We start from the raw sequence: 13,466 nt of genomic DNA, 5'->3' as shown, positions 1-13,466 counted from the left end.
GGATGTCCGCCATGACCGACGCCAAGAACGCCACGCCCGACGACGCCCCGAATCGTCGCTCCCGGAACATCACCGAAGGCGTCGCGCGCGCGCCCAACCGCTCGATGTATTACGGCATGGGCTACCAGGAGAGCGACTTCGGCAAGCCGATGATCGGCGTGGCCAACGGCCACTCGACGATCACGCCCTGCAACTCCGGCCTGCAGAAGCTGGCCGACGCCGCCGTCGTCGGCCTGAAGGCCGCCGGCGCCAACGCCCAGCTCTTCGGCACGCCGACGATCTCCGACGGCATGGCCATGGGCACCGAGGGCATGAAGTATTCGCTGGTGTCGCGCGAGGTCATCTCCGACTGCGTCGAGACCTGCGTCGGCGGCCAGTGGCTGGATGGCGTGATGGTCATCGGCGGCTGCGACAAGAACATGCCCGGCGGCATGATGGGCATGCTGCGCGCCAACGTGCCGGCGATCTACATCTACGGCGGCACCATCAAGCCCGGTCACTACAAGGGCCAGGACCTCAACATCGTCAGCGTCTTCGAGGCCGTCGGCCAGTTCAGCGCCGGCAAGATGAGCGAGGAAGACTTCTGCCAGATCGAGAAGCGGGCCATTCCCGGCAGCGGCTCCTGCGGCGGCATGTACACGGCCAACACGATGAGCTCGGCCTTCGAGGCGCTGGGCATGTCGCTGCCCTACTCGTCGAGCATGTCCAACGTCGAGGACGAGGTCGTCGAGAACACCAAGCGCGCCGCCGACTACCTGGTCCGGGCGGTGAAGGCCAACCTCAAGCCGCGCGACATCGTCACGAAAAAGGCGATCGAGAACGCGGTGGCGGTGATCATGGCCACCGGCGGCTCGACCAACGCGGTGCTGCACTTCCTGGCCATCGCGCATGCCGCCGAGGTGGACTGGACCATCGACGACTTCGAGCGCATGCGCAAGAAGATCCCGGTGCTGTGCGACCTCAAGCCCAGCGGCCGCTTCCTGGCGGTGGACCTGCACAAGGCCGGCGGCATCCCCGCGGTCATGAAGCAGCTGCTCAAGGCCGGCCTGCTGCACGGCGACTGCATCACCATCACCGGCAAGACCGTCGCCGAGAACCTGGCCGACGTGCCGGATCTCTCGCCGGAGCAGGAGGTGATCCGCGCCGTCTCGGACCCGATCTACGCCGAAGGCCACCTGGCGATCCTCAAGGGCAACCTGTCGCCCGAGGGCTGCGTCGCCAAGATCACCGGCCTGAAGAATCCGGTCATCACCGGCCCGGCGCGCGTGTTCGACGACGAGCAGTCGGCCCTCGCCGCGATCATGGCCGGTCAGATCAAGGCCGGCGACGTGATGGTGCTGCGCTACCTCGGCCCCAAGGGCGGCCCCGGCATGCCGGAGATGCTGGCGCCCACCGGCGCGCTGATCGGCCAGGGCCTGGGCGAGAGCGTCGGCCTGATCACCGACGGGCGCTTCTCCGGCGGCACCTGGGGCATGGTGGTCGGCCACGTCGCGCCGGAAGCCTATGAAGGCGGCACGATCGCCCTGGTCCACGAAGGCGATTCGATCACCATCGACGCGCACCAGCTGCTGCTGCAGCTGCATGTGGACGATGCCGAACTGGCGCGCCGCAAGGCCGCATGGACGAAACCGGCACCGCGCTACACGCGCGGCGTGCTGGCCAAGTTCGCCAAGAGCGCCTCGAGCGCCAGCTCGGGCGCGGTGCTCGACAAGTTCGAGTGAACGATCCGGCGCCGGTCCATCGGTCGGCGCGATGAATGCGACAGCGGGGCCCGAGGGCCCCGCTGTCGTTGCCGGTCGTGGCGGTCGGCCGCAGTCCGGATCAACGCCGCTTGCGCTGCTTGTCCGCCTGGCCGAGCGCCTCGAGCGAGCGCTGGCGGCGCGCCTCCCGGCGCTCATCGAGCTTGTCCATCTCCTTGCGCTTGGTGTAGCCCGACTTGTCGGCGAACTCCCACCACAGCACCGCCAGCACGAAGGGCGACAGCACCCACCACCAGCTCAGCGCACCGATCGGCCCGAACTCGGCCAGCTTCAAGGCGATCAACAAGACGCCGATCACGATCAACCACATCGCATTTCTCCTCGTACACGCGCCAGGTCGGCACGGCTCCCAACACTACAATCGCCCGAGCCCGGACGCCCCCAGCCACTCGCCGCTCCCCCGGGAAGCGGTCCCCACGTCGCGAGCTTCTCGCGGGGTTCTCTCGGGGTGTTCCGCATCTTCCCGGCAGGATCTGAAAGGATGCCATGAAAAACGTCTTGTTCGTCTCCGCGGCCCTGATCGCCGCCCTGTCCGCCCCCAGCGCCTTCGCCAGCCAGGAACTGGCCCAGAAGAAGAACTGCATGGCCTGCCACGCCGTCGACAAGAAGCTGGTCGGCCCCGCCTACAAGGACGTCGCGGCCAAGTACGCCAAGGACAAGGACGCGGTGAAGAAGCTGTCCGAGAAGATCATCAAGGGCGGCTCCGGCGTCTGGGGCCCGGTCCCGATGCCGGCCAATGCGCAGGTCAGCCCGGCGGAGGCCGAGCAGCTCGCCAAGTGGGTGATGTCGACGAAGTGAAGGTCGACGCGCCGAGCCTGGCCGGCTCGCCATGAACAAGGCCCCTTCCGGGGCCTTGTCTCATTCAGCGCCTGCCGTCAGCCGCCCTCTTCTCGGGAAGTCTTCTCAGGAAGTTCAGCCGCACCCGGCCGCGCAGGCCGACGGAGATCAGGATCTCCCGGCCGCCGATGGCCAGCAGCAGCAACTGCGCCAGCGCGGCGGCACAGCGCCGGATTGGTTTCGGGGACCTCTGCGGGAACGAAGACTCCACAAGCGACTCCTTCTGTGAGATCGGCATCCGGGGGATGCCGCGCGAGCGCCGCCCTGATCGCGGGCCGGATCGCGGCCCGCCCCGATGGGGCGGTGCGACGATTCTTGGTCCATGAACCGCGCGGACACCACGACCCGAGCCAGTGTGGCTGCGGCCTTGGCTGCCACATGAAGGCCAAGCGCTGCCGGAGACCAGCGCCCCGCTGCCGCACCGCCCCGCGCACGCGGGCCGCGCGGCGGGCGTTCATGCGGGTGCCGGGATGCAGGTGTCTGCGCGAGCCCATGAAAAAACCCCGCCGAGGCGGGGCTTCACGAGCTGCTGCGGAGCGATCTCAGTAGGCCTGGCCCAGTTGCTCCAGGATCGCCGGATTCTCCAGCGTCGAGGTGTCCTGCGTGACGCTCTCCCCCTTGGCGACCGAGCGCAGCAGCCGGCGCATGATCTTGCCGCTGCGCGTCTTGGGCAGGTTGTCGCCGAAGCGGATGTCCTTGGGCTTGGCGATCGGACCGATCTCCTTGGCGACCCAGTCGCGCAGCTGCTTGGCGATGGCCTTGGCCTCGTCGCCGCTCGGACGCGGGCGCTTGAGCACGACGAAGGCGCAGATCGCCTCGCCGGTCGTGTCGTCGGGCCGGCCCACGACCGCCGCCTCCGCCACCAGCTCGGTGCAGCTGACCAGCGCGGACTCGATCTCCATCGTCCCCATGCGGTGGCCCGAAACGTTCAGCACGTCGTCGATGCGGCCGGTGATGGTGAAGTAGCCGGTGTCCGCGTCGCGGATGGCGCCGTCGCCGGCGAGGTAGTAGCCCTTGAGCTCGGGCGGGTAGTAGCTCTTCTTGAAGCGTTCCGGATCGCCCCAGATCGTGCGGATCATCGAGGGCCACGGCTTCTTGACGACCAGGATGCCGCCCTGCCCGTTGGGCACGTCGTTGCCGGTCTCGTCGACGATGGCCGCGGTGATGCCGGGGAACGGCAGCGTGCAGGAGCCCGGCACCAGCGGCGTGGCGCCCGGCAGCGGCGTGATCATGTGGCCGCCGGTTTCCGTCTGCCAGAAGGTGTCCACGATCGGGCAGCGGCCGCCGCCCACGTGCTGGTGGTACCACTCCCAGGCGGCCGGGTTGATCGGCTCGCCCACCGAGCCCAGCAGCCGCAGCGAGCCCAGGTCGTAGTTCTTCGGATGGACCGCCTCGTTGGTCTCGGCCGCCTTGATCAGCGAGCGGATCGCCGTCGGCGCCGTGTAGAAGATCGTGACCTTGTGCTTCTGGATCATCTGCCAGAAGCGGCCGGCGTCCGGGAAGGTCGGGATGCCCTCGAAGACGATCTCGGTGCCGCCCAGCGCCAGCGGCCCGTAGGTGATGTAGGTGTGGCCGGTCACCCAGCCGATGTCGGCGGTACACCAGAAGATGTCGGAGTCCTTCAGGTCGAAGGTCCACTTGGTGGTCAGCGCCGCATGCAGCAGGTAGCCGCCGGTGCTGTGCTGCACGCCCTTGGGCTTGCCGGTCGAGCCCGAGGTGTAGAGCAGGAACAGCGGATGCTCGGCCTCGACCCATTCGGGTTCGCAGCTCGTGGCCTGGCCGGCCACCGCGTCATGCAGCCATTCATCGCGGCCATCGACCCAGGCGATCTGACCGCCGGTGCGCTTGTAGACGAGGACCGACCGGATCGTCGGGCAGCTGTTGTCGGCCAGCGCGTCATCGACGATGGCCTTGAGCGGCAGCGACTTGCCGCCACGGGCCTGCTCGTCGGCGGTCAGCACCATCACCGCGCCGGCGTCCTGCACCCGGTCGCGCAGCGACTGCGCCGAGAAGCCGCCGAACACCACCGAGTGCGTCGCGCCGATGCGCGCGCAGGCCTGCATCGCCACCACGCCCTCGACCGACATCGGCATGTAGATGACGACGCGATCGCCCTTCTTCACGCCGCGCGCCTTGAGCGCGTTGGCCAGCTGCGCCGTCCGGGCCAGCAGCTCGGCATAGGTGACGCGGGTGACGCTGCCGTCGTCGGCCTCGAAGATGATCGCGACGCGCTCGCCCCGGCCGGCCTCGACGTGGCGGTCCAGGCAGTTGTAGGACACGTTGAGCCGGCCGTCCTCGAACCACTTGAAGAAGGGGGCGTCCGACTCGTTCAGCACCTTGGTGAAGGGCTGCTTCCAGCTGAGCAGCTCGCGCGCCTGGCGCGCCCAGTAGCCGGCGTAGTCGGTCTCGGCTTCCTTGCACAGCGCCTCGTAGGCGGCCATGCCGGACACGTGCGCGCCCTGGACGGCGGCTTGGGGGGGGTTGTAGATCTTGTCGCTGATCTTGTCGCTCATGGCCTATGTCTCCGTACAGGCAGGGATCTTCGAACTCGGCCGAACTCTCCGCTTTCACACTGACGATCTGCTTACTCTTGTAGAAGAGCGGCGGGCGCGCGGCCGCGAAACCAGCGGCATGCTCTCACTAAAATCGCCCGGTTTGGCGGTTCCCGCCCGTTACGACCTGAAGGATTGCCCCGATGACCGATCGACCGAAGGCCCCGGCCGACACCGCGCCCAAGCGCATGCACCCGCTCGCCCACCTGATGTTCGGGAGCCGCTGGCTGCAGTTGCCGCTGTACCTGGGGCTGATCCTGGCGCAGGCGGTCTACGTCTACCAGTTCTGGACCGAGCTGATCCACCTCGTGGAGGCGGCCTTCGGCAACCAGGAAGCCCTCAGACTGCTGGTGGACAGCGTGGGCTACAAGGCCGGCACCGCGCCCACCAAGCTCAACGAGACCATCATCATGCTGGCCGTGCTGGCACTGATCGACGTGGTGATGATCTCCAACCTGCTGATCATGGTGATCGTGGGCGGCTACGAGACCTTCGTGTCGCGGCTGCATCTGGAGGGCCATCCGGACCAGCCCGAATGGCTGGACCACGTCAATGCGTCGGTGCTGAAGGTCAAGCTGGCGACGGCCATCATCGGCATCTCCTCGATCCACCTGCTCAAGACCTTCATCAATGTGCAGAACCTGACCGAGCAGACGCTGATCTGGCAGACGGCCATCCACCTGGCCTTCCTGCTCTCGGCGCTGGCCATCGCGATGACCGACCGGCTGCTCACCCATCCGCCGGGCGACAAGCACTGAGCGCCACCGCGGCGCCGGGTCGGCGCCGGATCGACACTGGATCGGCATCAGCGACGAGGGAGCCCGCGGGCTCCCTTCTTTTTTGGGCGGGGCGCCCGCTCAGGCGCGTCTGCGCAGCAGGATCAGCGTGCCCACCACGCCGGACAGGATCGAGCCGCCCAGCACGCCGAGCTTCACCCGCGTCTCGTAGTCGGGCCCGTGGCCTTCGAAGGCCAGGCCGCCGATGAACAGGCTCATCGTGAAGCCGATGCCGCAGAGCACGCAGACGCCGAAGAACTGGATCCAGTCGGCGCCGCCCGGCCGCTGCGCCAGGCCGAAGCGGATCATCAGCCAGGAGCTGCCGAACACGCCCACCGCCTTGCCGAGCAGCAGCCCCAGCGCGATGCCCAGCGACACCGGATGCAGCAGGTCGCCCGCATGCAGGCCCAGCAGCGACACGCCCGCGTTGGAGAACGCGAACATCGGCAGGACCAGGAAGGCGACCCACGGATGCAGGCCGTGCTCGAGGTCCTCGGCCGGCGAGCGGCCGCGGCCGTCGTCCGACGGGATGAACAGCGCGGTCGCGACGCCCGCGAGCGTCGCATGCACGCCCGACTTGAGCACGCAGGTCCACAGCACCAGGCCGACGACGATGTAGAGGTCCGCGCGCGTCACCCGGGCCCGGTTGAGCGCGAAGAGGATCGCCAGGCAGGCCGCGGCGGCCCCCAGCATGACCAGCGACAGCTGGCTCGTGTAGAAGAGCGCGATGACGACGATGGCGCCGAGGTCGTCGATGATCGCGACCGCCGTCAGGAAGACCTTCAGCGAGGCCGGCACCCGGCTGCCCAGCAGCATGACGATGCCGATCGCAAAGGCGATGTCGGTGGCGGCGGGGATCGCCCAGCCGTGCAGCGCGACCGGATCGCCGCGGTTGATGACGGCATAGATCAGCGCCGGCACGACCATGCCGCCCAGCGCGGCCACCATCGGCAGCACCGCCTGGGAGCGCTGGGCCAGCTCGCCGCTGACGAACTCGCGCTTGATCTCCAGGCCGACGAGGAAGAAGAACACCGCCATCCACAGATCGTTCACCCAGACCAGCAGCGGCTTGGCGAGTACCAGCCAGTCGCCGCCGATGCGGACCTCGCCCTCGATGCGGGTGAAGGCGGCATAGAGCTCCCGCCAGGGCGAGTTGGACAGGATCAGCGCGGCCACCGCCGCGATCGCGAGCACGATGCCGCCGGCCGATTCGCTGGCGAAGAAGCGTTTGAGTCCCGGTGTCAAGAAAGTTCCTCCCGAAAAACGAGCCACCGGATCGGCGGCCCCAGGCAGTAAATCAGAGCGAGGGGGACGCGTCGATGACCCATCCCAGTGAAAGAGTTAACGCGCGCGTGAAGACCGCATCATCGCCGGTGCGCGGCCCGTCCCTCTGAAGAGGGAGTGTCGCGTTCTCCCGAGGATGCGGCCGGGCGCGCGTTGCTAGCATCCCGCGCTTCATCAGCCCCCCGGGACACGGATCCCGGACTCTCGAGGGAAGCACGACATGATCCGATTGTTGTTCGTCGCCGCGCCGCTGCTGGCGCTCGCCGCCTGCGCCAGCGACGGCGTCACCGCCACCGGCACGCCGACCGCCTCGGCGCAAGGCGAGACCGGCCAGAAGATGGTCTGCGAGCGCGAACAGCGCACCGGCTCGATGCTGGGCAAGCGCGAATGCGCGCCGGCGCTCAGCGAGGACGAGAAGCGCCGCCTGTCCAGCGAGGTCGGCAACATGGTCAAGCCGCGCGGGACGACGGCACCGGGCAGCTGAGGCTCCCCGGCTCGGGGCGCCGGACCGGCGGTCGACTGCCCGGCGTGCGGACCGCACCGTGCGCATGCCGCTCGGAAGCCGCTGCCGGCGGCGGGGCAATGGGGCGGTGGAGGATAATCCGCCGCGTCCCTGGATCCCCGAGCCCCACCATGACCACCACGATCCGTTACGCCGACCTCGTCGAAAGCGTCGCCGCCGCGCTGCAGTACATCAGCTACTACCACCCGGCCGACTACATCCAGCACCTGGCCCGCGCCTATGAGCGCGAACAGAGCCCGGCCGCCAAGGACGCCATCGCGCAGATCCTGACCAACTCGAAGATGTGCGCCGAAGGCCGTCGTCCGATCTGCCAGGACACCGGCATCGTCAACGTCTTCCTCAAGATCGGCATGGACGTGCGCTGGGCCGACTTCCCCGGCTCCATCCAGGACGCCGTCAACGAGGGCGTGCGCCGCGCCTACAACCATCCCGACAACAAGCTGCGCGCCTCGGTGCTCAGCGATCCGATCTTCGAGCGCAAGAACACCAAGGACAACACGCCGGCGGTGATCTTCATGGAGGTCGTGCCCGGCAACACCGTCGACGTGATCGTCGCGGCCAAGGGCGGCGGCTCGGAGAACAAGAGCAAGGTCTACATGCTCAACCCGAGCGAGAACATCGTCGACTGGGTGCTCAAGACCGTGCCGACCATGGGCGCGGGCTGGTGTCCGCCGGGCATGCTGGGCATCGGCGTCGGCGGCACGGCCGAGAAGGCGGCGCTGCTGGCCAAGGAAGCGTTGATGGACGACATCGACATGTATGAGCTGCTCGAGCGCGGCCCCCAGAACAAGCTGGAGGAACTGCGCATCGAGCTGTACGAGAAGGTCAACGCGCTAGGCATCGGCGCGCAGGGCCTGGGCGGCCTGACCACGGTGCTGGACGTCAAGATCAAGACCTATCCGACGCACGCGGCCTCCAAGCCGATCGCGATGATCCCGAACTGCGCCGCCACGCGCCACGCGCACTTCGTGCTCGACGGTTCGGGCCCGAGCTATCTGGAGCCGCCCAGCCTGGACCTGTGGCCCGACGTGAAGTGGGCGCCGGACTACAACAAGAGCAAGCGCGTCGACCTGAACACGCTGATCAAGGACGAAGTCGCGAGCTGGAAGCCGGGCGACACGCTGCTGCTCAACGGCAAGATGCTGACCGGCCGCGACGCCGCGCACAAGCGCATCCAGGACATGCTGGCCAAGGGCGAATCGCTGCCGGTGGACTTCACCAACCGCGTGATCTATTACGTCGGCCCGGTGGACCCGGTGCGTGACGAGGTGGTCGGCCCGGCGGGCCCCACCACCGCGACGCGGATGGACAAGTTCACCGACATGATGCTGGAGAAGACCGGCCTGATCGCGATGATCGGCAAGGCCGAGCGCGGCCCGGTCGCGATCGAGTCGATCAAGAACCACAAGTCCGCCTATCTGATGGCGGTGGGCGGGTCCGCCTACCTGGTGTCCAAGGCGATCAAGCACGCCAAGGTCGTCGGCTTCGAGGATCTGGGCATGGAAGCGATCTACGAGTTCGACGTGGTCGACATGCCGGTGACGGTGGCGGTGGACGCCGGCGGCACCAGCGCGCACATCACCGGCCCGGCCGAGTGGCAGCAGCGCATCGCCTCCGGCAAGGCGATCAAGATCCCGGTCGCCGCCGGCTGAGCACGCCCCTCGCGCCAATGACAAGACCACCCTCGGGTGGTCTTCTTCATTCTCCGGCGGTGCCTTCCAGCACTTCACGTCGCGCCGGCATCCCGCGTATCACCGCGGCATGAACGATCCCCTCCCCCACTGGATGGCCCCCGGCGGGCCGGTGCGTGTCGAAGGCGTGGAGGAACTCGTCGGCGAAATCCATGTCGACTGGCCCGCCGACGCGCCGGGCAACCACGTCGTGCTGACGCTGGCCGACCATCGGCATGTCCTCTACGAGCACCTACGCCCGGGCAGTGTGACGGTGCGGCCCGGCGACCGCGTCCGCAAGGGCCAGGTGCTGGGCGCGCTGGGATTCAGCGGCGACTCCACCGGCCCCCACCTGCACTTGCATGTCTGCGACGAAGGCGTACCGAACGCCGGCGAGGGCCTGCCCTTCGTCTTCGAGCGCTTCGAGCGGCTGGGCGCCTACGAGGACCTCGCGACGCTCGGTCGCGCGCGCTGGTCCGCAGCCCCTGCCGGCGACGCCATGGTCCGCCGGGACGAAAAGCCCGGCTCGAACCGGGTGATCCGTTTCACCGCGTCCTAGGCCGCCAGCGGCCGACGGCCAGGCAGCGGCCCGCCCAAACGCGGGCCGCCGAGCCGGTTCACTTCTCTGCGGGCGCGACCGGCGCAGCCGCGAGCGGCGCTTCAACGACCGGGCCTTCCGCCACAGGCGTTTCGGCCACCGTCCGCACCACCCGCTGCGGGAACGGGATGTCGATGCCCAGCCGGTTGAGCAGGCGCAGCACCGCCAGGTTCACGTCGGAGCGCACGCCGCCCTGCCCGTTGTGCGGGTCGGAGATCCAGAAGCCGATCGTCAGCTCCAGTCCATCGGCGGCGAAGTTGCTCAGCGACACCGACGGCGAGGGCTCGGACAGCACGCGCGGCACGCGCCGGATCTCCTCGATCAGCTGCGGGAACAAGGCGTCGACATCGGTGCCATAGGCCACCTGGACGACGGTCGTCACATTGACCTGCGGATCGGCGAGCGAGAGGTTCTCGACCCGCGTCGTGATCAGCGATTCGTTCGGCACGATCGCCTCGCGGCCGTTGAGCGCGCGAATCACGGTGTAGCGGGTCTTGATGTCGCTGATGCGGCCCTCGAAGTTGTCGACCTTGACCATGTCGCCGATGCGCAGCGAGCGCTCGGCCAGGATCATGAACCCCGACACATAGTTCGCCGCGATCTTCTGCAGGCCGAAGCCCAGGCCCACGCCGACCGCGCCGCCCAGCCAGGACAAGGCGCTCAGGTTCAGGCCCACCATGTTCAGCGCCACCATCGCGCCGACCACCAGCAGCGCCGTGCGCGTCAGGTTGACCGCGATCTTGCGCATCGACAGGTCCATCACCGACTTGCCGCGCAGCAGCCGCGACTCGATCGCCGAGGACAGCCACAGCACCACCAGCATGATGGCGCCGACCTGCAGCACACCCACCAGGAGGTCGTACACCGTCGTCGACTCGCCTCTGGCGTTCTTCGGCAGGAAACCCAGCTTGTACTCGTCGAGCTCGTCGATGAGGATGGGCAGCAGGCCCACGATCCACAGGATCGATCCCAGCCAGGCGACCCAGGAGACGCTGCGCTCCAGCAGCTTGATGCCGATCGAGTCGGGCATCGTCGCCCGCAGCACGCGCGCCACCAGGCGGATCACCACCAGCGACAGCAGCACCGGGATGACGACGCGGAACAGCGCGACCGGCTCGCCCAGCAGCGGCATCAGCCGCCGCGCGCCCAGCGCCAGCAGCAGCGCGATGACCGGGAAGAGCACGCCGTCGTACACGCGGTGGCCCAGCAGCACCGACTGGTGGCCCGGCGCCGCCGTCACGTGCTTGCTGATGCGGTAGACGATCAGCCAGGACAGCGCCAGGCAGGCCAGCACCAGGCCGACCTCGATCAGCGCGCGCGGTCGCGACAGCATGGTGAGCAGCGATTCCAGCTCACGCAGGCTCAGGGTGTGGTTCAGGGGCGCGGTCGTGCCCAGGGTGGAGCTCAAGGAGGAGATCAATTCGGCAACCGGCCGGGGCCGGGTCTATCGGTCAATGGGGAATGGAAATCGGGGCAGCGGGCGGCGCGGGATCCCGCTCAGATCCCGGCCAGCGTTCTCAGGTGGACGCCGACGCTGCGCGCCAGCGCGCCCAGGTCGTAGCCGCCTTCCAGGCAGGACACGATGCGGCCCTTCGCGTGGCGCCGGGCCACGTCCATGATGCGCAGCGTGATCCATTCGTAGTCGGCCTCGACCAGGCCGAGCTGCGCCAGGTCGTCGTCGCGGTGCGCGTCGAAGCCGGCCGAGACGAACACCATCTGCGGCCGGAAGCGCTCCAGCGCCGGCATCCAGAGCGACTCGATCATCTCGCGCACCTCGGCGCCGCGGGTGTACGGCGGCACCGGCACGTTGAGCATGTTGGCGCCCTTGGGCTCGCTGCCCGAATACGGGTAGAGCGGGTCCTGGAAGATGCTGACCATCAGCACCCGCTCGTCGCCGGCGAGGATGTCCTCGGTGCCGTTGCCGTGGTGGACATCGAAGTCGATGACCGCGACGCGGTCCAGGCCGCGCACGTCCAGCGCATGCCGGGCGGCGACGGCCACGTTGTTGAAGAAGCAGAAACCCATCGCCTGCTCGCGGGTCGCGTGGTGGCCGGGCGGGCGCACGGCGCAGAAGGCGTTCTCGGCGCGGCCGTCCATCACCAGGTCGGTGGCCTGCACCGCCGCGCCGGCCGCGCGCAGCGCCGCCGACCAGGTGTGCGCGTTGGCGCAGGTGTCGGGGTCCAGCGCCTTCATCGGATTGGGCACGCCCTCGCGGGCCTGCTGCTCGAGCGCCTCCAGCTCGGCCTTGAGCTCGGCGACGTAGCGCGCCGAGTGCGCCCGCTCCAGCGCCCGCAGCTCGGCGCGCGGCGCGTCGTGCCGGTCCAGCGCGGTGTCGATGCCGTGGGCGATGAGCCAGTCCTCGATCGCGGCCAGGCGCTGCGGGCATTCCGGGTGACCGGCGCCCATGTCGTGACGATGGCAGTCGGGGTGGCTGATGAAGGCGGTGGACATGGTCGGGGCGTGCGCGTGGCGTCGTCGGACCGTGGGGATTCTGAGATATCGTGCGTCGATGAGCTCCGACGCCCCGACCCTCGCCTCCCAACCGCTGGCCGACCTGCGGCGGCAGATTAGCACGATCATCAAGGGCAAACAGGCACAGACGGAAGACTGCCTGGCCTGCCTGCTGGCCGGCGGCCACCTGCTCATCGAGGACCTGCCCGGCGTGGGCAAGACCACGCTGGCGCATGTGCTGGCGATCTCGCTGGGCCTGCGCTTCTCCCGCGTCCAGTTCACGACGGACCTGATGCCGTCCGACCTGCTGGGCGTCAACATCTACCAGCCCGGGGCGCAGGGCGTCGGCGGCAGCGCCTTCCAGTTTCACCCCGGCCCGGTCTTCAGCCAGGTGCTGCTGGCCGACGAGATCAACCGCGCCGGCCCCAAGACGCAGAGCGCGCTGCTGGAGGCGATGGAGGAATACCAGGTCAGCGTGGACGGCACGACCCATCCGCTGCCGCAACCCTTCTTCGTCATCGCGACGCAGAACCCGAGCGAGCAGCTCGGCACGCACCCGCTGCCGGAGTCGCAGCTGGACCGCTTCCTGATGTGCATCAGCCTGGGCTATCCCGACCGCCAGGCCGAGCGCGAACTGCTGATGGGCGAGGACAGCCGCGAGCAGCTGCGCACGCTCAAGCCGGTGATGACGCCGGAACAGCTGCGCGCGCTGCAGCGCGAGGTGCTGCGCATCCACGTCTCGCCGGCGCTGCTGGACTACCTGCAGGCGCTGCTGGAGGCGACGCGCTCCGGCGAGTGGTTCCAGGAAGGCCTGAGCCCGCGCGCGGGCCTCGCGCTGCTGCGCGCCGCGCGCGCCAAGGCGCTGCTGAGCGGCCGCGACTATGTCTCGCCGGACGATGTGCAGGCGATCCTGCCGCAGACCATCGCGCACCGGCTGCGCCCCCGTGGCGGCAGCGCGCGCGGCGCCCGCGAGCAGGTGCGCGCGATGATGGCCGCCGTGCCGCTGCCCTGAGCG

The 13,466-nt window shown here is 68.8% G+C and carries 13 protein-coding genes; 7 read left to right on the top strand and 6 right to left on the bottom strand.

Annotated features, from left to right (window positions below; translation table 11 throughout):
• Positions 1-11: 11 nt before the first annotated feature.
• Positions 12-1,721, top strand: coding sequence for a dihydroxy-acid dehydratase (ilvD, locus tag BM393_RS05815; protein WP_091723390.1), 1,710 nt, complete (start codon positions 12-14; stop codon positions 1,719-1,721).
• Positions 1,722-1,821: 100 nt separating this feature from the next.
• On the opposite strand, the gene BM393_RS05810 is transcribed toward ilvD, so the two are convergent.
• Entirely contained in the window at positions 1,822-2,070 is a 249-nt protein-coding gene (locus tag BM393_RS05810; protein ID WP_091723387.1) for a TIGR04438 family Trp-rich protein, read from the bottom strand.
• A gap of 176 nt (positions 2,071-2,246) precedes the next feature.
• On the opposite strand from BM393_RS05810, the gene BM393_RS05805 reads away from it, so the two are divergent.
• A complete protein-coding gene (locus BM393_RS05805; RefSeq protein WP_091723385.1) occupies positions 2,247-2,558 on the top strand; it encodes a c-type cytochrome in 312 nt (103 codons plus the stop codon).
• A 64-nt stretch (positions 2,559-2,622) separates the two neighbouring features.
• Here BM393_RS05805 and BM393_RS05800 read toward each other — a convergent pair whose 3' ends face one another.
• Both BM393_RS05800 and acs read right to left on the bottom strand, forming a co-directional pair.
• The gene (locus BM393_RS05800) at positions 2,623-2,808 is read right to left on the bottom strand and encodes a hypothetical protein (protein WP_091723381.1); all 186 of its coding nucleotides are present in this window, start codon (positions 2,806-2,808) and stop codon (positions 2,623-2,625) included.
• A gap of 331 nt (positions 2,809-3,139) precedes the next feature.
• On the bottom strand, positions 3,140-5,110 hold the full coding sequence (gene acs, locus BM393_RS05795; RefSeq protein WP_091723379.1) for an acetate--CoA ligase: 1,971 nt from the start codon (positions 5,108-5,110) through the stop codon (positions 3,140-3,142).
• Between the two features lie 182 nt (positions 5,111-5,292).
• Between acs and BM393_RS05790 the strand changes: the two genes are divergently transcribed.
• Positions 5,293-5,907 carry a TIGR00645 family protein gene (locus BM393_RS05790; protein WP_091723376.1) on the top strand — a complete coding sequence of 205 codons (615 nt, stop codon included), beginning with the start codon at positions 5,293-5,295 and terminating at the stop codon, positions 5,905-5,907.
• A 99-nt stretch (positions 5,908-6,006) separates the two neighbouring features.
• Here BM393_RS05790 and nhaA read toward each other — a convergent pair whose 3' ends face one another.
• Positions 6,007-7,170: a Na+/H+ antiporter NhaA gene (gene nhaA / locus BM393_RS05785; RefSeq protein ID WP_254783222.1), complete on the bottom strand. Its 1,164-nt coding sequence runs from the start codon at positions 7,168-7,170 to the stop codon at positions 6,007-6,009.
• Between the two features lie 259 nt (positions 7,171-7,429).
• Here nhaA and BM393_RS05780 point away from each other — a divergent pair, with 259 nt between their 5' ends.
• The 3 genes from BM393_RS05780 to BM393_RS05770 all read left to right on the top strand — a co-directional run bounded on the left by BM393_RS05780 (position 7,430) and on the right by BM393_RS05770 (position 9,961).
• Entirely contained in the window at positions 7,430-7,693 is a 264-nt protein-coding gene (locus BM393_RS05780) for a hypothetical protein (protein ID WP_141225239.1), read from the top strand.
• A 149-nt stretch (positions 7,694-7,842) separates the two neighbouring features.
• Positions 7,843-9,384, top strand: a complete 1,542-nt coding sequence (locus BM393_RS05775; RefSeq protein WP_091723369.1) for a fumarate hydratase — start codon at positions 7,843-7,845, stop codon at positions 9,382-9,384.
• Between the two features lie 109 nt (positions 9,385-9,493).
• Complete coding sequence (locus tag BM393_RS05770; RefSeq protein WP_091723366.1) at positions 9,494-9,961, top strand: M23 family metallopeptidase; 468 nt, start codon at positions 9,494-9,496, stop codon at positions 9,959-9,961.
• 58 nt (positions 9,962-10,019) lie between these two features.
• Here BM393_RS05770 and BM393_RS05765 read toward each other — a convergent pair whose 3' ends face one another.
• Both BM393_RS05765 and BM393_RS05760 read right to left on the bottom strand, forming a co-directional pair.
• Entirely contained in the window at positions 10,020-11,408 is a 1,389-nt protein-coding gene (locus BM393_RS05765; protein ID WP_254783221.1) for a mechanosensitive ion channel family protein, read from the bottom strand.
• An 89-nt stretch (positions 11,409-11,497) separates the two neighbouring features.
• Positions 11,498-12,451, bottom strand: a complete 954-nt coding sequence (locus tag BM393_RS05760) for a histone deacetylase family protein (RefSeq protein WP_091723364.1) — start codon at positions 12,449-12,451, stop codon at positions 11,498-11,500.
• Between the two features lie 58 nt (positions 12,452-12,509).
• Here BM393_RS05760 and BM393_RS05755 point away from each other — a divergent pair, with 58 nt between their 5' ends.
• Positions 12,510-13,463, top strand: coding sequence for a MoxR family ATPase (locus BM393_RS05755; protein ID WP_091723361.1), 954 nt, complete (start codon positions 12,510-12,512; stop codon positions 13,461-13,463).
• Positions 13,464-13,466: the final 3 nt, after the last annotated feature.

It is taken from the genome of Mitsuaria sp. PDC51, from assembly GCF_900113225.1.
Taxonomy (GTDB): Bacteria; Pseudomonadota; Gammaproteobacteria; order Burkholderiales; family Burkholderiaceae_C; genus Roseateles.
The sequence above is the reverse complement of the archived record's forward strand: the minus strand, read 5'-3'. Positions and strand labels throughout refer to the sequence as shown.